The organism is Haemophilus sp. HMSC066A11, from assembly GCF_001811665.1.
Taxonomy (GTDB): Bacteria; Pseudomonadota; Gammaproteobacteria; order Enterobacterales; family Pasteurellaceae; genus Haemophilus; species Haemophilus influenzae.
Window position 1 is genome coordinate 1 of record NZ_KV805870.1, and the last position, 19,722, is coordinate 19,722.

Annotated in this window: 16 protein-coding genes, 1 other RNA gene and 1 riboswitch; of the genes, 12 read left to right on the top strand and 5 right to left on the bottom strand. The window is 37.4% G+C overall.

What is annotated here, in order from left to right:
• Positions 1-286 precede the first annotated feature (286 nt).
• A complete protein-coding gene (locus HMPREF2813_RS05720; RefSeq protein ID WP_014550672.1) occupies positions 287-829 on the bottom strand; it encodes a KdsC family phosphatase in 543 nt (180 codons plus the stop codon).
• A gap of 9 nt (positions 830-838) precedes the next feature.
• Positions 839-1,774 carry a KpsF/GutQ family sugar isomerase gene (locus tag HMPREF2813_RS05725; RefSeq protein ID WP_041174618.1) on the bottom strand — a complete coding sequence of 312 codons (936 nt, stop codon included), beginning with the start codon at positions 1,772-1,774 and terminating at the stop codon, positions 839-841.
• A 160-nt stretch (positions 1,775-1,934) separates the two neighbouring features.
• On the opposite strand from HMPREF2813_RS05725, the gene rnpB reads away from it, so the two are divergent.
• An RNA gene (rnpB, locus tag HMPREF2813_RS05730) (RNase P RNA component class A) lies at positions 1,935-2,311 on the top strand.
• A 79-nt stretch (positions 2,312-2,390) separates the two neighbouring features.
• Here rnpB and ytfE read toward each other — a convergent pair.
• On the bottom strand, positions 2,391-3,062 hold the full coding sequence (gene ytfE, locus HMPREF2813_RS05735) for an iron-sulfur cluster repair protein YtfE (protein WP_014550674.1): 672 nt from the start codon (positions 3,060-3,062) through the stop codon (positions 2,391-2,393).
• Between the two features lie 315 nt (positions 3,063-3,377).
• Positions 3,378-3,518, top strand: a riboswitch (molybdenum cofactor riboswitch).
• On the opposite strand from ytfE, the gene moaA reads away from it, so the two are divergent.
• The 4 genes from moaA to moaE all read left to right on the top strand — a co-directional run bounded on the left by moaA (position 3,507) and on the right by moaE (position 5,793).
• Positions 3,507-4,520 carry a GTP 3',8-cyclase MoaA gene (gene moaA / locus HMPREF2813_RS05740; RefSeq protein WP_014550675.1) on the top strand — a complete coding sequence of 338 codons (1,014 nt, stop codon included), beginning with the start codon at positions 3,507-3,509 and terminating at the stop codon, positions 4,518-4,520. (Overlaps the previous riboswitch by 12 nt.)
• 90 nt (positions 4,521-4,610) lie before the next feature.
• Positions 4,611-5,093, top strand: coding sequence for a cyclic pyranopterin monophosphate synthase MoaC (gene moaC / locus HMPREF2813_RS05745; RefSeq protein ID WP_014550676.1), 483 nt, complete (start codon positions 4,611-4,613; stop codon positions 5,091-5,093).
• Position 5,094: 1 nt separating this feature from the next.
• Positions 5,095-5,340 (top strand): molybdopterin synthase sulfur carrier subunit, encoded by a 246-nt coding sequence (gene moaD, locus HMPREF2813_RS05750; protein WP_014550677.1) that lies wholly within the window; start codon positions 5,095-5,097, stop codon positions 5,338-5,340.
• Entirely contained in the window at positions 5,341-5,793 is a 453-nt protein-coding gene (gene moaE, locus HMPREF2813_RS05755) for a molybdopterin synthase catalytic subunit MoaE (RefSeq protein ID WP_005659698.1), read from the top strand.
• A 54-nt stretch (positions 5,794-5,847) separates the two neighbouring features.
• Here moaE and HMPREF2813_RS05760 read toward each other — a convergent pair whose 3' ends face one another.
• Both HMPREF2813_RS05760 and HMPREF2813_RS05765 read right to left on the bottom strand, forming a co-directional pair.
• Positions 5,848-8,493 (bottom strand): PqiB family protein, encoded by a 2,646-nt coding sequence (locus HMPREF2813_RS05760; protein WP_048942306.1) that lies wholly within the window; start codon positions 8,491-8,493, stop codon positions 5,848-5,850.
• Complete coding sequence (locus HMPREF2813_RS05765; RefSeq protein WP_014550679.1) at positions 8,477-9,727, bottom strand: paraquat-inducible protein A; 1,251 nt, start codon at positions 9,725-9,727, stop codon at positions 8,477-8,479. Before HMPREF2813_RS05765 ends, HMPREF2813_RS05760 begins: the two co-directional genes overlap by 17 nt.
• A gap of 184 nt (positions 9,728-9,911) precedes the next feature.
• Here HMPREF2813_RS05765 and proQ point away from each other — a divergent pair, with 184 nt between their 5' ends.
• From proQ to sucA, 7 genes are all read left to right on the top strand, one after another.
• On the top strand, positions 9,912-10,550 hold the full coding sequence (proQ, locus tag HMPREF2813_RS05770; protein WP_005650069.1) for an RNA chaperone ProQ: 639 nt from the start codon (positions 9,912-9,914) through the stop codon (positions 10,548-10,550).
• A gap of 27 nt (positions 10,551-10,577) precedes the next feature.
• A complete protein-coding gene (gene prc, locus HMPREF2813_RS05775) occupies positions 10,578-12,659 on the top strand; it encodes a carboxy terminal-processing peptidase (RefSeq protein ID WP_041174619.1) in 2,082 nt (693 codons plus the stop codon).
• Positions 12,660-12,732: 73 nt separating this feature from the next.
• Positions 12,733-14,202 carry a L,D-transpeptidase family protein gene (locus tag HMPREF2813_RS05780; RefSeq protein ID WP_014550681.1) on the top strand — a complete coding sequence of 490 codons (1,470 nt, stop codon included), beginning with the start codon at positions 12,733-12,735 and terminating at the stop codon, positions 14,200-14,202.
• 15 nt (positions 14,203-14,217) lie between these two features.
• Positions 14,218-14,778: a peptidoglycan L,D-endopeptidase MepK gene (locus HMPREF2813_RS05785; RefSeq protein ID WP_005650077.1), complete on the top strand. Its 561-nt coding sequence runs from the start codon at positions 14,218-14,220 to the stop codon at positions 14,776-14,778.
• A 51-nt stretch (positions 14,779-14,829) separates the two neighbouring features.
• Positions 14,830-15,585, top strand: coding sequence for a TatD family hydrolase (locus HMPREF2813_RS05790; protein WP_048946867.1), 756 nt, complete (start codon positions 14,830-14,832; stop codon positions 15,583-15,585).
• A gap of 9 nt (positions 15,586-15,594) precedes the next feature.
• Complete coding sequence (locus tag HMPREF2813_RS05795) at positions 15,595-16,233, top strand: MBL fold metallo-hydrolase (protein ID WP_048946866.1); 639 nt, start codon at positions 15,595-15,597, stop codon at positions 16,231-16,233.
• Positions 16,234-16,863: 630 nt separating this feature from the next.
• Complete coding sequence (gene sucA / locus HMPREF2813_RS05800) at positions 16,864-19,671, top strand: 2-oxoglutarate dehydrogenase E1 component (RefSeq protein WP_014550684.1); 2,808 nt, start codon at positions 16,864-16,866, stop codon at positions 19,669-19,671.
• The last annotated feature ends 51 nt before the right edge of the window (positions 19,672-19,722 follow it).

Consider the following 19,722-nt stretch of genomic DNA (forward strand, 5'->3'; position numbering starts at 1 on the left):
CTGCAAAAAAGGTGTTGTAATTGTTGTTTGTCATATTTTATTGTGGGTTTGTACTAGTATTAAGAGAACGCTGTAGCGCGGATTTTAGTCCACAGCAAAAATCAGTATTATTGAATAGGACTAAAGTTCACTTTACTAGTGGTTGAATAATTTCGGCGTTGAGACCAAATTACTGTATTTATAGAAGATAGAGATGAGTTGTTAATGGGGCAATAAGTGGGCGATAAATAGGCAATGTTTGTGGTTACTTCGTTTTTACTAAGCAATAACATTGACGAATTAGTTATCATTGCCCCATATTTTTCACTGATTTTAGGAAACCTTGGGCGGTATCAAACACAGAGGATTTTCCCTGAGCTTGTAAAATCATATCGGACATTTCTCGGAAGGCACCTTTTCCGCCATGGGTGGAAAGTACATGATCAACAGCATTCTTCACATAAATAGGAGCATCCGCCACAGCAAAAGACGTTCCACAAACAGCAAAGGCGGGGAGATCTACGCTATCGTCTCCAATATAAGCAGTTTGCTCGGCTGTGACGCCTGCTTGTTTCATCAGATCAAAACAAGCCGTTTCTTTTTCAAGTTTGCCAAGAAAGAATAATTTAATACCAAGATCGGCAATACGACGACGTAAAATAGGGGAGTCGCGACCAGAAAGCACTGCCACTTGAATACCCGCATCCATCAGCATTTTTATGCCTAAACCATCTCGTACATGAAAACTTTTGATGGCTTCGCCATTGGCATCATAATGAAGTTGTCCGTCGGTAAGTACACCATCTACATCAGTAATAACAAATTTAATATTTTCTAGTTTTTGTTGCATTGAAATTCCTTAGCTTGAAAATTCCACTAAACCCACTACGTGATTTTCATCATTAACAACCACTAGCGAGTGAATTTTTTTCGCTTTCATAAAGTCTTCTGCTTTGGATAAAAATTCGTCTTGATGAATGGTTTTTGGTGAACTTGTCATAAAGTCTTTGGCTGTTTTATTCAACGTTTCTGCACCATTGGCGGTAAGCGCGCGGCGAATATCGCCATCCGTGATAATGCCTTTAAGTTGCTCATTTTCCATCACCAAGGCAACGCCCATTCGCCCTTCATTCATGACTGTGAGGCAGTCAGTAAAATTGGTGGTCGGTAAAATTGTTGGTAGGCGAGTTTGCATTTGATCTTTCACTTTACATAATAAACGACGACCAAGACTGCCACCTGGATGGAATTTGGCAAAATCCGCAGGTTGGAAATTGCGTGCCGTAATAAGCGATACGGCGAGTGCATCGCCAAGGGCAAGCGTGACAAGTGCGGAGGTTGTTGGCGCGAGATTATTTGGACAGACTTCACGCTCAACAGTAATATCTAAAACATAATCTGCGTGACGTGCGAGCGTGGAATTTTTATTGCTCGTCACGGCAATAATTTTATTACCAAAATTTTTTAAACTTGGAATTAGTTTATTGACGTCATCGGTTTCGCCGCTATAGGAAATTAACATCACAATATCAATTGGTTTTAACATACCTAAATCGCCGTGAAAGGCTTCTGTTGGATGTAAAAAGAAACTTGGTGTGCCAGTAGAGGCAAAGGTAGCCACCATTTTTTTCCCAATTAAACCGGATTTCCCTATTCCGCCGATGACTAATCGACCTTTGCAAGCAAGGATTAAATCCACGACTTGATTAAAATCCTCGCCTAAACGTTGGCTGAGTTGCAAAAGCGCGTTGCTTTCCACAGAAAGGGAATTCTGTGCAATTTTTAGATAGTTCATTTTTCTTCCTAAAAGTGCGGTTGAAATTGGCGTTATTTTAGCGAAATCATAAAAAAATACGAATGAAAAATTAGGCATTATTGTTTATAAGATTGATGAGCAATATCTAAAAATTGGGGATTTTATTGACCGCACTAATGATTGCCCCTATACTACGCGCCGAGTTGGTTAGACAATCGCTGGTTTATTGAAGCCCTTAACCGTATTTATACGACCTAGTGGGACAAGTAAACGAGAGGAAAGTCCGAGCTACACAGGGCAGAGTGCCGGATAACGTCCGGGCGGCGTGAGCCGACGACCAGTGCAACAGAGAGCAGACCGCCGTGTAAACGGTAAGGGTGAAAGGGTGCGGTAAGAGCGCACCGTGCCTCCGGTAACGGTTGGCAGCAGGGTAAACTCCACTCGTAGCAAGACCAAATAGGAACTCAATGGGTGGCCCGTCCAGAGTTCGGGTAGGTTGCTTGAGCGGCAGAGTAATTTGTCGTCTAGAGGAATGATTGTCCACGACAGAACTCGGCTTATCGACCAACTCAAAATTTTTGTGGAAATGACCGCACTTTAGTAGTTTGTTTTTCGGAATAGATTAAAGTGCGGTTATTTTTTGACGAATATTAAATTATTTTTCGTTTAATACACGTGGAAATAAAATATTATTTTCCAAATGAATATGGTGCATTAAATCATCAATAAATTCATTAATACCGCTATATAAGGCTTTCCAACTGAAACAAGCATCTGCAGGTGGTGTGCAGTTATTAGTAAGCGATTTGATCACTTCCACATCTTGTCCCGCTTCATCGTGTTCCATTTTCATTACACGAATTGGCATTGAGGCCATAGCATAATTCCCCATTTTGATCATTGGGAACAAAATTTGTTCTTCTTTCATTAAATGCTGGCTAAGTTCAGCATAAATTTTTTCTAACTGTGCGACTACGCCTATAGGACAGTCATCACGATCACCATGTACATTTTCTACTTTCTCCGCCAATGTAATTAATTCAGGGAGTTGTTCACGGTGGCGATTATGAAAACGAGTAATAATGTGATCGATCATCTCCGCATAAGATGCCGAAGTCCAATCTTTATCATTATTTTCTGCTGTACTTTGTTGTAAATCAGTTAAACGTTTTTCAATTTCAGTAAGGTTAAGATTCTTTCGTTGTGTTGCGACTTCTAATAATACAGAACCTCCGCAGCAAAAATCTAAATCATATTCACGAAAAATTTTAGTTGCACCTGGAATTGAAACAGCGAGTTCGCTAAGTTTTTGTTGGGCAAAAGACATAAATCACTCCTATATTGATTAAGTAAAAATAAATCCGATAAAAATGGTAGGATATTTTTCTGATTATGAAAAGTAGAGAGATTTATTTATTGATTAAATTATGATTTAAATCAATAAAAATACCTCATAATAATCAGCTCAAAATTTATAGTTATTCATATAAATAGGATTAATTATCACTAATGAACCAGCTTTAAATTCATTATGTATTTTTTTATATAATTGATTTTTAAGAATTTAGGAAAATACTGATTTTCATCAATATTATTGATTGTGTTTATAAAGTGAAATCTTTTAGAATGACGACAAATCAAATTTAACGCATAACTCCGAGCTTGTTTAGCCTAAGTTTCATCGAAATACGGCGACAAGCCAATAACGCCGTGTGTTATTCAGGGATACGCTGGAAACGGTTTATCCTCTCCATATTTAGAAAGGTGTAAAATGCAATCCATTCCTATCAAGAACGTAGGAGAGTCTCGTTTAGTCGATCCTTTCCAACGCCAATATTACTATCTACGACTGTCGATTACCGATCAGTGTAATTTTCGTTGTACTTATTGTTTACCTGATGGTTATCAACCCGAAGCTAACAAACCAAGTTTCTTAACTTTAAAAGAAATTACCCATCTTGCTCAAGCGTTTGCTGAAATGGGTACAGAAAAAATCCGTTTAACAGGTGGCGAACCAACTTTACGTAAAGATTTTATTTCCATTGCTGAAAGCATTGCTAACATTGAGGGCATTCGTCAATTAGCCGTTACGACAAACGGATATCGCATGGCAAAAGATGTGGCTGATTGGAAGCAAGCAGGAATTACGTCTATTAATGTCAGCGTGGATAGTCTTGATCCAAAAATGTTCCATCAAATTACGGGTATCAATAAATTTAATGACGTGATGCGTGGTATTGATCGGGCATTTGAAGTGGGCTATAACAAAGTCAAAGTTAATTCAGTTTTAATGAAAAATCTGAATGACAAAGAGTTTGAGCAATTCCTTGCTTGGGTAAAACATCGCCCAATTCAAATGCGCTTTATTGAGTTAATGCAAACGGGCGAAATGGATAGTTTCTTTGATAGATACCATCTTTCTGGACAAGTCTTAGCGGATAAATTGCTGAAAAATGGTTGGACATTACAGCATAAATCCCACACTGATGGCCCTGCTAAAGTCTTTACACATCCTGATTATGCGGGCGAAATTGGTTTAATTATGCCTTATGAAAAGAATTTTTGCGCAAGTTGCAATCGTTTAAGAGTGTCAGCGAAGGGCAAACTTCATCTTTGTTTATTCGGCGAAGAAGGCATTGAATTACGTGATTTATTGCAGTCACACGAACAGCAAGCTATTTTACAAGCGCGTATTTTTGCCGCACTGCAAGGCAAACGTGAACATCATTATTTGCATATCGGCGATACTGGTGTAAGAAATCATTTAGCGTCTATCGGTGGCTAAAAGCAAAGTGAGATGAATGGTAATATTCATCTGCTTTCCTTTGTCGCTTATTTAAAACATTTAATATTTTAACCGCACTTTTATCATATTATGACTACATTTACACATATCAATTCTCAAGGCGAAGCCAATATGGTGGATGTTTCTGCTAAAGCGGAAACCGTTCGTGAAGCCCGTGCTGAAGCTATCGTTACCATGTCTAAAGAAACCCTTGCTATGATCGTGGAAGGTAAACATCACAAAGGCGATGTATTTGCTACTGCTCGTATTGCAGGCATTCAAGCAGCAAAACGTACTTGGGAGCTTATCCCGCTTTGCCATCCGTTGTTACTTTCTAAAGTGGAAGTAAATTTAGAACCATTACTTGAAACTAATCAAGTTCGTATTCAATCTCTTTGCAAATTGACGGGGAAAACTGGCGTAGAAATGGAAGCACTAACTGCCGCAAGCGTAGCAGCCTTAACCATTTACGATATGTGTAAAGCGGTGCAGAAAGACATTGTGATTGAGCAAGTTCGTTTGTTAGAAAAGAGCGGTGGAAAATCAAGCCATTTTATTGCGGAGGAAAAATAAGATGTTAAATGTTTTATTTTTTGCTCAAACTCGTGAATTAATTGGCGTTGATGCCATTCAATTAGAAGATGATTTTGCGACAGCAGATGCGGTGCGTGAATACCTTGCTCAAAAAGGCGATAGATGGGCGTTAGCGTTAGAAAAAGGGAAGCTTTTAGTGGCAATTAATCAAACCTTAATGCCTTTAGAAAGTGCGGTAAAAAATGGCGATGAAATTGCCTTTTTCCCACCAGTAACAGGGGGCTAAATGACGGATATTCAAATTTCGGTACAAGAACAGCCTTTTGATCAAAATGCCGTTTATCAATGGCTTTCTGAGCTACATTCGGTTGGTGCAACGGTTATATTTGTTGGTAAAGTACGCGATCTTAATTTAGGCGATGCAGTATCTAGTTTGTATTTAGAACATTATCCCACAATGACTGAAAAAGCGTTGAATGAAATTGTTGCACAAGCGAAAGCGCGTTGGGATATTCAACGTGTATCGGTAATTCATCGTATTGGGCTTTTACAAACTGGTGATGAAATTGTGTTGGTAGGGGTAAGCTCCGCACATCGTGGAGATGCTTACCACGCTAATGAATTTATTATGGATTTTTTAAAATCCAAAGCTCCGTTCTGGAAAAAAGAACAAACCAATCAAGGCGAGCGTTGGATTGAAGCAAGAGAGAGCGATAAAGAAGCATTAGAAAAATGGTAATCGCTTACCTGCACCCTAATTCATTAAGGTGCAGATTAAATATTTTCATTTATGTTATTTTGATAACGCACCACTTCCCCAAGTTTGCACTTCTTCAGGGCGGTTTATTTGAAGCAAGAAACGTTTGTTGGGCTGTGCTTGCGGTTGAATTTCTTTTTCTGCTGGCGTGGAGAAAGAAATCCCACCTTTTAGCAACTGCTGAACACTACCCGTATTAAATACTGCACCTTTCCAGCCTAAGCTAAAGTCGTAGCCTGATGCGATCCAAAATTCTGTGTTTTGTCGAACAAGATGGCTATATTTCGGCATAATTGTAATATGCACTAATACACGATCACCAAGACTATTAAGTTCAAATTTTTTCACTGTGCCAACTTCTACACCTCGATAAAGAATTGGCGAACCTTCACTTAAATTCATCGCATCACGCGTTTCTAAAATAAACGGTGTGCCATTGCTAAATTTATTACGTTGTGGTGCCGTTTGCGCTAAATTAAATTGTGTTTTTGTGTTGCCATTACCAATTTCAATATCAATATAAGGTTGTAATAAACTATCAAGGTTATCTATTCCACCTGCTGAAATTTGTGGCGAGATTATCGTAAAGTGAGAACCTTCTTTTGCAATTATATTCATATAATTTGGATTTATTAGGGCTTTTGCAGTGATGCGTTTCGCTTTTGCATCAAGCTGAATGCTGTCAATTTGCCCCACATCTAAGCCTAAATAACGCAGATTCATTCCTTTGCTAAGATTAGTTGCATCATCTGTGATTAACGTGATGACAAACCCGATAGATTTTGCATAGCTTTCATTTGCATAAAGTGTTCGATTATTGCCTGAACCACCATTATCAAAGCTAATCGCCCCTTTTAAGGAACGTGCAAGTGGTGTTGCTTGAATACTAATGCCTTTCGGTGTGACATCAATCTTCGCCGCACTTTCTACCCAAAAACGGCTTTTATTTGTCAATAAATGTTGATAGGCAGGATAAATATAAATTTCTACATCAAAGCTATTCGTTTTAGGTTTAATACTTAAAATTTTTCCTACTTCAAATTGACGATATAGGACGAGAGAGCCTTTATCAATACTTGGTAATGTTTGGGTATGTAAGGTTATTGTTGGCGTAAGAATATCGCCTGTGATACCGTGTTCTGCATTGCTAATATTTTGATAAAGTGGATAACTGGTTTTAGCTTTTCCCTGAGCTTGTTTTGTTAGTACTCGAACACCACCTTGTAACCATTTTTCTGGTGTCGCGGATTCAAAACGCAATCCATCTAATCCAATGCTTATATCGAAATTGGTTGCAGCCACAAATTGAGTATCTTCGTGAATTAAATTACGGTATTCAGAGGCAATTGCTGCTTTAAATTGCACGCCATTTACATCAATTGTTTGTGAAACAATTTGCCCAATTATCATATTGTTATAAAACACATTTTGCCCTTCGCTGACGCCGTAATTCTCTGGCGCAGTGAGGGTTAAAACTAACGTGTTAGGTGCATTGAGTAATAATTCATTTTCTTTAATCACGTTAAATTGATGTTTAGTTTCGCCGTCTCCCGCAATCACATCAAAATATTCGTCACGAAAGAATTTTTTTGGTTCTGCTAAATTGCCTAGATCCATTTTTTTATTGCGTAGGACAATTTTACTATTTGCTTTAAACAAAGAGGCTTGGTTTGGATCGATCAATAAACTGCCTTCTAAAATTTCATCGTTATTTTCCACCGCACTTAGCTTGGCGAGAATCCCTATAGCATTATCTTGAGAATAAACTTCCGTTTGCCCTGCAATAAGAGCGGTAGAGGCAGGAATAGTTATCTTAATTTCAATCCCACGTTTAGCCGCTTTTAAATTGGTATAGAGCGTGAAATGACTATTTTCATCTGCTTTTGGGCTGTCAGCTGGAGAGTCAAAAGAAACCGCCCCCTGTACAACGGCATTTAAACTTTCTACATTTAGATTTAAGCCTGACGGGCTAATATTAGCGTTAATGCCACTAATATTCCAAAAGCGTGAATCTTTTTTCACAAACTTGGCATAGGCTTTATCAATGACCACATCTATTTCTACTTTATTGTTTTTATTAATACGGTAATCATAGATTTTTCCTACAGGTAATTTTTTAAAATACACGGACGCACCAATAGAAATCGAACCTAAATCATCAGAAATTAAGTGGATCAACAAGTCTCCTGCTGAAACTTGCGCAATAGGCCCTTGTTCTTCTGCTATAAATTCATCTTCACGATCGCCATCACCCGGTTGAAGAGTGATGTAATTACCTGACACGAGAGAATCTAATCCTGAAATGCCTGCAAGGGAAACATTTGGTTGTACAAGCCAAAATTTTGTGTCTTCACGTAAAATATTTGAAGCCTCAGGATTGATATTTGCAATAACTTCTACTTTTTGTAGGTTATCAGTGAAATGAACTTCTTTTACTATGCCAATTTGTAATCCTTGATAACGAATTTGAGTTTTATCTGCCACAATGCCAGAACCATTAGCAAAAGTAATTGTAATGCTAGTACCGCGTTCTTTCACAATTTGAAAGAATAAAATTGCCCCGATACATAATGCGATAAAAGGCAATAGCCAAAAAGGCGAAATGCGTTTTGTTTTACGTAAGTTCGCTGTTATTTCTTGATATTTTTCTTCTATTGAGGAGGAATTATTTTTCTCTGTCATAAATTTTCCAAATTAATTTGCTATCAAATTGTGAGGTGGAAAGCATCGTGCAAAATACGGCTGCACCAAAATAAAATGCGCCTGGACCTACGGTAAAATTAATGATTTCTCCGCGTGTGACAAGCGACATCATTAAGGCTAATACAAATAAATCAAGCATAGACCAGCGTCCAACAAAATGTACTAGATGCAATAAACGCATTTGCCATTTAATAGAATGTTGCCATTTAAAATGCACGCAAGCAAGTAAGTAAAGCATAATAAAAATTTTGCTGATAGGCACGAAAATACTGGCAAAAAACACAACAAAAGCAACAAAATAACTACCTGATTTAACAAATGAAATAACCCCAGAAATTAACGTATCTTCAGATAATGCACCTGTTAAATAAATGCCAGATATAGGTAATAAATTTGCAGGAAAAAGCATAATAATCCCTGCAATTAAGGTTGCCCAAGTCGCTTGTAATTTTAGCTTATCCGATGTATTAAGAGGCGACTGGCAGCGGGGACAACAAATTTTTTGTTGATGATCGTAATGGATAGATTTTTGCGTAAAGGTGTAATGGCAAGCAGGACATAATTCAACAGCTTGTTTTGTATAAACTGGAGTACATTCAGGATAAAATTCCTGCCACAAGGCGGAAAGATTAAGTTTGATAAAAAGCAGTGTGGTTAAAAGTGCGGTAAAAATAAAAGGAATTAAATAAATATTAATTTCTAATGTTGCATATTCGCGTACTTTAAATATGGTTACTCCGAGTGCCACTAAATAAACATCAAACATTACCCAAGCTTTAATGTAACCAAGAAATAGTAAAACACTACGTGGTTTTATCTGAAAAATCTTAGCCAGCCAAAGCATAATAACTAAAAGTGCAAAAGTAATCGGCATTACTACGGCACAAATAAAGATCATAAACGCGGTATATTCATAACCACCTACTGCCATTTTCCAAATGCCATCCCAAATAGAGGCGTCAATTTTAATGCCTAATAAATGTAAACTTAATAAGGGGTAGTTCAAGGAAAAGGGCATTAATATCAAAATAGATAATGCAATCATTGCACAACGATGTAATGACCACCTCGTACCACTTTCTAATAGATGATGACAACGTGGGCATTCGGCTTGTTCATTTGATTGAAGAATAGAAGGCACGTTAATGCAAGCATCACATTCTGTGCATTTTAAAATTTTAAATGGAGGCGAAGTTAGCTTTGTTTTAGGCACGCTTGTGGTCTTTCTTTATAAATCAAAAACGTGCCATTCTATCGTTGTTTTAACGTATTTGTGAAGTCTTGGCGTTATTTTTGTGTGAAATTTATTCAGCATAACGGGATCCGTTGTTAATTTTGTAAAAAGTGCGATAAACTAGGCAAATCTTTATTTTATTAATAGCCTCAAGGATATAACTATGACTGACACACAATTATCATCTCAAGTTACAGATGTGCAAACGGAAGTGCAAAAATTAACCAACGCAAAAGCTATCATTACTTATTTAGCAGAAAAATTTCCTCTTTGCTTTGTTTTAGAGGGCGAAGCAAAACCATTAAAAATAGGTTTATTTCAAGATTTAGCTGAAGCATTACAAGATGATGAACGCGTAAGTAAAACCCAATTGCGTCAGGCTCTTCGCCAATACACATCAAATTGGCGTTATTTATATGGCTGTCGTGAAGGTGCAGTGCGTGTTGATTTACAGGGTAATCCTGCGGGTGTATTAGATGCAGAACACGTTGCTCACGCTGCACAGCAACTTGCTGAAGCGAAAGCGCGTTTTGCGGAAAAACGTAAAGCAGAAGCTGCAGCTAAAAAAGCACAACAAAAAAAGCATCCGCGTAAACCTGCGAATAAAAACCTTAAAAAAGAGAGTAAATTATCACTAAGTGCGGTTGATTTTTCACAAATTTCTGTTGGTTCTGTTGTGAAAGTTAAAGCTGGAGATAATGCTAAAAAAGCAACAGTGGTAGAAGTATTAAAAGATTCAGCACGTGTTGAACTTGAAAATGGTTTGATTATGAACGTTGCTGCAGATCGTTTATTTGCTTAATAAATAAAAATTGACTCGGAAATGGTTATGAAATTTAAAATGTCAAAAAATGTGATTTGTTATGCGTGGTTATCGGTGTGTTTGAGCAGTGCAATTCCTGCATTTGCTGTACAACCTACATTAAAACCAAGTGACATTAGTATTCCAGCGATAAGTGAAGAAAGCCAGTTGGCAACTAAGCGTGCAACGACAAGATTAACTCAATCCCATTATCGTAAGATTAAATTAGATGATGATTTTTCCGAGAAAATTTTTGATCGTTATATTAAAAATTTAGATTTTAGCCACAATACTTTTTTGCAGTCTGATATAGACGAACTTCGTCAAAAATATGGTACTAAGTTAGATGAACAGTTGAGTCAAGGCGATCTTTCTGCGGCGTTTGACATTTATGATGTAATGATGAAACGTCGCTATGAACGTTATACTTATGCGTTATCTTTATTAGATAAAGAGCCTGATTTAAATGGTCAAGATCAAATTGAAATTGATCGTGAAAAAGCGGCTGCGCCACAAACTGAAGCTGATGCGAATAAACTTTGGGATGCTCGTGTAAAAAATGACATTATTAATCTTAAATTAAAAGATAAAAAATGGTCAGAAATCAAAGCAAAGCTTACAAAACGCTATAATTTAGCCATTCGTCGTTTAACGCAAACAAAAGCAGACGATATTGTTCAAATTTATTTGAATGCTTTTGCGCGTGAAATTGATCCTCACACCAGTTATCTTTCCCCAAGAACAGCAAAAAGTTTTAATGAAAGTATAAATCTTTCTTTGGAAGGCATTGGGACTACTTTACAATCAGAAGATGATGAAATTAGCATCAAATCTCTTGTACCTGGTGCGCCAGCGGAACGTAGTAAAAAGCTGCATCCTGGGGATAAAATCATTGGTGTTGGGCAAGCAACAGGCGATATTGAAGACGTTGTTGGTTGGCGTTTAGAAGATTTGGTAGAAAAAATTAAAGGGAAAAAAGGCACTAAAGTTCGCTTAGAAATTGAGCCTGCTAAAGGGGGAAAATCACGTATTATTACTTTGGTTCGTGATAAAGTCCGTATTGAAGATCAAGCTGCTAAACTAACCTTTGAAAAAGTGTCAGGAAAAAACATTGCGGTAATAAAAATTCCAAGTTTTTATATTGGATTAACCGAAGATGTCAAAAAACTACTGGTTAAATTAGAAAATCAAAAAGCTGAGGCTCTTATTGTTGATTTACGTGAAAATGGCGGTGGTGCATTAACGGAAGCGGTGGCGTTAAGTGGTTTATTTATTGCCGATGGCCCTGTTGTGCAGGTTCGCGATGCTTATCAGCGTATTCGTGTTCATGAAGATGATGATGCTACGCAACAATATAAGGGGTTATTATTTGTGATGATTAATCGTTACAGTGCTTCCGCATCAGAAATTTTTGCTGCAGCAATGCAAGATTATCGTCGAGGTATTATCATCGGGCAAAATACTTTTGGTAAAGGTACGGTGCAACAGAGTCGTTCGTTAAATTTTATCTATGATTTAGATCAGAGCCCGTTGGGTGTTTTGCAATATACTATTCAAAAATTTTATCGTATTAATGGTGGTTCAACCCAATTAAAAGGTGTTGCAGCCGATATTAATTTCCCCGAAATTATAGATTCGAAAGAATATGGGGAAGATAAAGAAGATAATGCGCTTGCTTGGGATAAAATCCCATCAGCGAGTTATATGGAAGTAGGAAATATCGATTATATTGATAATGCAGTAAATATTCTAAATGAAAAACATCTTGCTCGTATTGCTAAAGATCCTGAATTTGTTGCATTGAATGAAGAATTGAAAGTGCGAAATGAACGCCGAGATCGAAAATTTCTATCATTGAATTATAAAATGCGTAAAGCAGAGAATGATAAAGATGATGCAAGACGTTTAAAAGATTTGAACGAACGTTTTAAACGTGAGGGTAAGAAAGCATTGAAAGATATTGATGATTTGCCGAAAGATTACGAAGTACCAGATTTCTTCTTAAAAGAAGCTGAAAAAATAGCAGCTGATTTCGTTATTTTTAATTCAGATCAGAAAATTAATCAAGCAAACGGCCTATCCGAAGCAAAAACGGAAAGTAAAAAATAAATACTAAATGGTTTTGACCGCACTTTGTTTGAGAAAAGCAACAAGTGCGGTGATTTTAATAAAGGTTTAGGAAATGGTAGTGTTTAAAAGCACCTTAAAGTTATCATTATTCGCCTTATCATTATCTATGATGATGTCGGGTTGTGTTTTAGTAGGTTTGAGCAAAAATGACCAATCTAAATCATTGTACGGCATTAATCTTTCCCATTTGTCATTCGCAGAAAGAAAAGAGCTTGAAGAAGCCATTTATGCGGATCAGCAACGTTTAACGGAAGAAAAACAAACATTGCTTAATATGACGCTAACACACGAAATAGGTGATCATAAGTTACAATTTAAGCCTTTACTCGCGCGTTTATATGCTTCTCGTAAATATGCCCCGTTATGGACTGACAATGCGGCAGCTCGTCAATTGTTACGTGATTATGCGGCAATGGTGGCAAGCGGTATTTCAAAATCGTCGGCAACTTCACTAGAAACATTGGCATTGGTAGAACAACAAGGCGGATTGGTTTATGATGTGTTATTAAGTGATATTTTGTTAGATTACTTATATTACACACAAAATGTTCGTTCTCAAGCATCTAATTGGTTGTATTCATCTGCTCAGTATCAAGCACAACAGCCTGAAAATGATCATATTCAACGCTGGTTAAGTGCGGTGGAAAATAATCAACTTCTTGATTTCATACAAAGTTTAGCGGGAGAAAATCATTTATATCGCCAAACAGTTCAATCATTGCCGATGTTTATTCCGACTTCTAAAGAATCAAATATTGCTCAAAAATTGGCAATGAATGCACAGCGTTTACGTGTGATTCCTGATTTTCATAATGGAATTTTTGTGAATATTCCAAGCTATAAATTACAGTATTATCGTGATGGCGATTTAATTTTAGAATCTCGGGTAATTGTTGGCACAGATTCGCGCAGGACACCTGTAATGTATAGCAAATTAAGTAATGTGGTTGTAAATCCACCTTGGAATGCGCCAATTCGCTTAATTAATGAAGATTTATTGCCAAAAATGAAAGCCGATCCAAATTATATTACGGAGCATAATTATTCAATTTTAGATAATCAAGGCAATGTTGTTGATCCTGCTTCTATTGATTGGGAATCTATTGGTAATAAATTTCCTTATCGAGTTCGACAAGCGGCTGGCGATAGTGCGTTAGGTAATTATAAATTTAATATGCCAAGTTCTGATGCAATTTATTTACACGATACGCCAAATCGCGGATTGTTTAATCGTAAAAATCGAGCGTTAAGTTCTGGTTGTGTGCGTGTTGAAAAATCTGATCAATTGGCAAGTATTTTATTAAAAGAAGCAGGTTGGACAGAAACTCGAAAAAATACAGTATTAGCAAGTAAAAAAACCACTTCTGCGCCGATACGCTCGGATAATCCTGTTTTTTTATATTATGTTACAGCGTGGATTGAAAACGGAAATATTGTAAATTTACCTGATATTTATGGTTATGATCGTCAGATTAATCTTGCTGAGATTAATTGGGATCTCGTAAAAAAATATCTTCAATAAAATAAGGGAGCTATAATGAATTATGTGGATCAGAATAAACGAAAATGGTTATCGCTGGGCGGTATTGCGTTAGGAATATCTATTTTACCAAATTCTGTATTAGCAATGGTTTCAACACCTAAACCTCGTATTTTAACTTTCCGCAACATTAATACGGGCGAAAGATTAAGTGGCGAGTTTTCTTTAGCAAAAGGTTTTTCGCCTGCGATGTTAAAAAAATTGGATTATTTAATGCGTGATAAAAGGACAAATCAAGTGCATAAAATGGATCCAAATTTATTCCAGAAATTTTATAATATCCAAACTAATTTAGGCTTACGCAATGCTGAAATTGAAGTAATTTGTGGTTATCGTTCAGCCTCTACTAATGCAATGCGTCGTCGCCAAAGTCGTGGCGTAGCGAAAAATAGTTATCACATTAAAGGAAAAGCCATTGATTTTCGTATTGCAGGTGTGCCTTTGATTAAAGTGAAATCTTCTGCGGAAAGTCTGCGAAATGGTGGCGTGGGTTATTATCCAACCAGTAATTTCATTCACGTAGATACAGGCCCTGTGAGAACTTGGAAAGGCGTGTAAAACAAATGTAAAATTAACCGCACTTTTGTGCGGTTTTTCATTGGAAAAGAAATGTTATTTGACAGCCATCTTCATTTAGACCAACTCTCTGACGAGAATATTCAGCAAATACTTGCTCATTCAAAGATTATAGGTATGCTTGCGGTGAGTACTAATCTCAACAGTGCTAAAAAACTGCTGAATTTAAAACAGACTTACCCAAAGAAACTTTATTTTGCAGCTGGTTTTCATCCTGAACAGCAATTACCTAGTTTAGAAGAACAAAAAGAATTATTTCAATGGATTGATGAACATCATTCATCGATTTCTGGGATTGGCGAGGTGGGGTTGCCACATTATTCTAAACGAGAAAATCCGAATTTAGATTACGTGCCTTACATTGAATTACTTGAACGCTTTATTCTGATAGCAAAAAAATGGGATTTACCGTTAAATTTGCATATTGTACATAACGATGTAGAAATTGCCCTTGAATTATTGCAGAAACACAAAATTCAACGGGCTCATTTTCACTGGTTTAAGACAGATGAAAAATCTTTTCAGAAATTTTTCTCTACACCCTATTTTGCAAGCCTAACCCCTGATATTTTATGGAACCCTAAAACCCAATATGTCGCACAACATTTACCCTTAAATCGCTTGATGATTGAAACGGATAGCCCTTGGCAACACGAGGGATTTGAACGTGCGGGCATTTCTGAACAATTATTGGCAGTCTTGCAAAAACTAGCTGAATTAAAGTCTTTGCCATTACATTCTGTTCAAAAGCAAATGCTTTTGAATACTCAACAGTTTTATCGATTATAAGGATTAAAAATGAATATCGAAATTATCCCCGTTACCGCATTCCAACAAAATTGTTCTTTGATTTGGGATGATGAAAAAAATGCCGCAATTATTGACCCAGGTGGCGAAGCCGAACGCCTAATTCAACGCATTGAAGAACTGGATTTAAATCTCAAAGTGATTTTGATTACCCATGGTCATTTAGATCACGTTGGTGCTGCAATGCAATTAAAACAACATTTTGGCGTTGAAATTTGGGGTTCTCAAGAAGAAGATAAATTTTTATTTGAGAGTTTACCCGTGCAAGCCCAACGTTTTGGCTTGCCAAATATTGACGCTTTTTTGCCTGATCGTTGGTTTAATCAAGAGGGCGAAATTTTAAAATTAGATGGCTTTAATTTCGAGATTTTACATTTACCAGGGCATACACCTGGGCATATTGGTTTTATTGAACATGAGAAAAAAGTGGCATTTACAGGCGATGTATTATTTCAAGGCGGAATTGGTCGTACCGATTTCCCTCGCGGGGATTATGAAACATTGATTTCTTCAATTCGAACAAAATTACTCCCATTAAATGACGATATTATTATTATCGCTGGACACGGATCTTACACAACCATTGGGCAAGAAAAGCGGAGCAATCCATTTTTAAATCCTAAATCTTAAATCCTAAATTCTTGGAGGTTATTGATCAATCAAGTGCAAAATAAATGATCAATTAGCCTAAAAGTGCGGTAAATTTTTTCCACGTTTTTTATTTAATTTCCAAAATGTGAAGTAGCTCACATTTTTGAAATTATTTTCTGTTACAACCAACGCCCTTAATTATTTTCTTGACAAAGGAGCAAAACAATGAAAATCATTAAGCAAGCAAAATAGTCTAATCCGCCTTTCTTTAATCAGTCTACTTATTTCCACTTCTTTTTATTCTGTTCAATCTTTTGCTGCAACTCCTACGTGGAAGCCTGTCTATGGTAAAGTGAATGGTGATGCAGAGTGAAAAAGTTAGAAAAAGGCAAAACGCAGCTCTTTCATCAAGTGGCTATTCTGGCGGTGGAGCAAGCGTAGGATGTATGTGGTAATACGTTGAAGTTTTAAAAACACAAGTAAAAATAACCGCACTTTGTTTAAGAGATGAAGTGCGGTTTTTTATTGTTTGAAATCTAAAGAGTTTGAACTAGATCACAAATTTGTAACAATTTCTGATAAGAGGCTTATTTCCGTTGCAATCCTATGTATAATGCGTAAAAAATGGAGCGAAAATATTGCTTCAAATATCATAATAAAGAGGTAATTATGCAGCAAAACAAGGCGTTTGATGATTGGTTAGCCAGCACAGCATTAGGCGGTGCAAATCAATCTTATATAGAAGAACTTTATGAAAGCTATTTGAGTGATCCACAGTCGGTGGAGGAAAGCTGGCGAAAAACCTTTGATTCTTTGCCAAAAACCACCGCACTTGAACAGCCCCATACTCCAGTGCGAGATTATTTTCGTCGTTTAGCGAGAGAAAATCATAATGAAGCGGTGACAGTGATAGATCCTGCAGCTGGTGCAAAATTGGTGAAAGTTCTACAATTTATCAATGCCTATCGTTTTCGAGGCCATTTAGAGGCTAATCTCGATCCCCTCAATTATTATCGTTGGAAAGTATCTTCCGTCCCTGAATTAGATTATCGTTATCATGGTTTTACTGAACAAGATCTCAATGAAACTTTCAATATTAATCATTACGTTTATAAACGTGATACCATTAAACTTGGCGAATTAGCTCAAATGTTGAAAGAAACATATTGTGGCTCAATTGGCTTGGAGTTTATGCACGTGCAGGATATGGAGCAGAAAATGTGGCTTCAGAGTAAAATGGAAAGCCTGTTAGATAAACCGCTTTTTACATCTGAAGAACGTGTCAATTTTCTTCGTGAACTGACGGCAGCAGACGGTTTAGAACGTTATCTCGGTGCAAAATTCCCTGGGGCGAAACGCTTTTCTTTAGAAGGAAGTGATGCGTTTATTCCATTGATGAAAGAAATTATTCGCCATTCTAGTCGTCAAGGGGGAAATGATGTGGTAATGGGAATGGCACACCGTGGGCGTTTGAATATGCTTGTGAATGTATTAGGTAAAAAGCCTGAAAATTTATTCGATGAATTTGCAGGTAAACATTCCAGCGAACGTACGGGGGATGTGAAATATCATCAAGGTTTTTCTTCTGATTTCGCCGTAGATGATAAGCGAGTTCACTTAACTTTGGCATTTAATCCGTCTCATTTGGAAATTGTAAGCCCTGTTGTGATTGGTTCTGTTCGATCTCGACAAACTCGTATGAATGATACAGAACATAGCAAAGTGCTTGCTATTACTGTTCACGGAGATTCAGCTGTGGCAGGACAGGGGGTTGTTCAAGAAACATTGAATATGTCAAATGCCCGTGGTTATAGTGTGGGCGGTACTATTCGCATCGTGATTAATAACCAAATTGGTTTTACGACATCTAATCCGAATGACACGCGTTCCACAGAGTATTGCACTGATATTGCGAAAATGATTCAAGCACCGATTATTCATGTTAATGGTGATGATCCTGAAGCGGTGGCATTTGCTGCGCGTATGGCGGTGGAATATCGTAATTTATTTAAACGAGATATTTTTATCGATTTAATTTCTTATCGCCGTCATGGTCATAATGAAGCTGATGAGCCATTAGCTACTCAACCAATGATGTATAGCATCATCAAAAAACATCCTACCCCTCGTAAAGTTTATGCGGATCGTTTAGTTTCAGAAGGCGTGATGACTGAAGAACAAGTCACCGAGATGGCGAATGATTATCGCGATGCGCTAGATAATGGCGATCGAGTCGTATCAGAATGGCGAGAAATGGATACGGCAAAAATGGATTGGTTGCAATATCTCAACTATGATTGGACTGCACCTTATGAAAGCAAATTTTCACCGGAACGTTTTTTAACCCTTGCTAAACGTGTATGTGAATATCCAGAAAGTTTACGTGCTCATCCTCGTGTAGAAAAAATCTATAATGATCGTAAAGCAATGTATCAAGGCGAAAAATTGCTCGACTGGGGTATGGCTGAAACCATGGCTTATGCAACCTTACTTGATGAAGGTGTTAATGTTCGTTTATCAGGCGAAGATGCGGGACGAGGTACTTTTTTCCATCGTCATGCCGTTGTGCATAATCAAAATGATGGTACGGGGTATGTACCATTAACACATTTACACGCCAATCAAGGTCGTTTTGAAGTATGGGATTCGGTACTTTCTGAAGAATCTGTTCTTGCTTTTGAATATGGCTACGCAACAACAGATCCAAAAACTTTAACCATTTGGGAAGCGCAATTTGGCGATTTTGCTAATGGTGCGCAAATTGTTATCGACCAATTTATTAGCTCTGGCGAACAAAAATGGGGCAGAATGTGTGGTTTAGTTATGTTATTGCCTCATGGCTATGAGGGACAAGGCCCTGAACATTCTTCCGCACGTCTTGAACGTTATTTGCAACTTTGCGCAGAACAAAATATGCAAGTTTGCGTGCCATCAACACCTGCACAGGTGTACCATATGTTGCGCCGCCAGTCTTTACGTAAAATGCGCCGTCCATTGATTGCCATTTCCCCAAAATCTTTACTACGTCATCCATTGGCAGTGTCCAGTTTAGACGAGTTGATTAATGGAACTTTCCAAACGGTAATCGGAGAAATTGATGAGCTTGATCCTAAAGATGTAAAACGTGTGGTAATGTGTTCAGGTAAAGTTTATTACGATGTACTTGAACAACGTCGTGCAAATAATCAGAAAGATGTAGCGATTATTCGTATTGAGCAGCTTTATCCATTCCCGCATGAGGATGTGAAGAAAGCGCTTGAGCCTTATGCGCATGTCACGGATTATGTATGGTGCCAAGAAGAACCACTTAACCAAGGGGCTTGGTATTGCAGCAAACATAATTTTGAATCAGCAATTCCAGAATCCGTTAAACTCAAATATGCAGGGCGTCCAGCTTCTGCTTCGCCTGCTGTGGGTTATATGTCGCTTCACACTAAACAGCAAAAACAGTTAGTGGAAGATGCGTTGAGTTTTTAAAGTGCGGTTAATTTAATAAAGGTTTTTATCTTTGCTTTCCTCTGTAAATAG

Coding starts and splice junctions, on each gene's coding strand:
- ytfE (WP_014550674.1), bottom strand. CDS start 3,062: ATGTCTTTTGCCCAACAAAAACTTAGCGAACTCGCTGTTTCAATTCCA.
- HMPREF2813_RS05785 (WP_005650077.1), top strand. CDS start 14,218: ATGAATTATGTGGATCAGAATAAACGAAAATGGTTATCGCTGGGCGGT.
- moaA (WP_014550675.1), top strand. CDS start 3,507: ATGCAATCCATTCCTATCAAGAACGTAGGAGAGTCTCGTTTAGTCGAT.
- moaD (WP_014550677.1), top strand. CDS start 5,095: ATGTTAAATGTTTTATTTTTTGCTCAAACTCGTGAATTAATTGGCGTT.
- HMPREF2813_RS05760 (WP_048942306.1), bottom strand. CDS start 8,493: ATGACAGAGAAAAATAATTCCTCCTCAATAGAAGAAAAATATCAAGAA.
- HMPREF2813_RS05720 (WP_014550672.1), bottom strand. CDS start 829: ATGCAACAAAAACTAGAAAATATTAAATTTGTTATTACTGATGTAGAT.
- moaE (WP_005659698.1), top strand. CDS start 5,341: ATGACGGATATTCAAATTTCGGTACAAGAACAGCCTTTTGATCAAAAT.
- HMPREF2813_RS05780 (WP_014550681.1), top strand. CDS start 12,733: ATGGTAGTGTTTAAAAGCACCTTAAAGTTATCATTATTCGCCTTATCA.
- prc (WP_041174619.1), top strand. CDS start 10,578: ATGAAATTTAAAATGTCAAAAAATGTGATTTGTTATGCGTGGTTATCG.
- HMPREF2813_RS05795 (WP_048946866.1), top strand. CDS start 15,595: ATGAATATCGAAATTATCCCCGTTACCGCATTCCAACAAAATTGTTCT.
- proQ (WP_005650069.1), top strand. CDS start 9,912: ATGACTGACACACAATTATCATCTCAAGTTACAGATGTGCAAACGGAA.
- HMPREF2813_RS05790 (WP_048946867.1), top strand. CDS start 14,830: ATGTTATTTGACAGCCATCTTCATTTAGACCAACTCTCTGACGAGAAT.
- HMPREF2813_RS05725 (WP_041174618.1), bottom strand. CDS start 1,774: ATGAACTATCTAAAAATTGCACAGAATTCCCTTTCTGTGGAAAGCAAC.
- moaC (WP_014550676.1), top strand. CDS start 4,611: ATGACTACATTTACACATATCAATTCTCAAGGCGAAGCCAATATGGTG.
- sucA (WP_014550684.1), top strand. CDS start 16,864: ATGCAGCAAAACAAGGCGTTTGATGATTGGTTAGCCAGCACAGCATTA.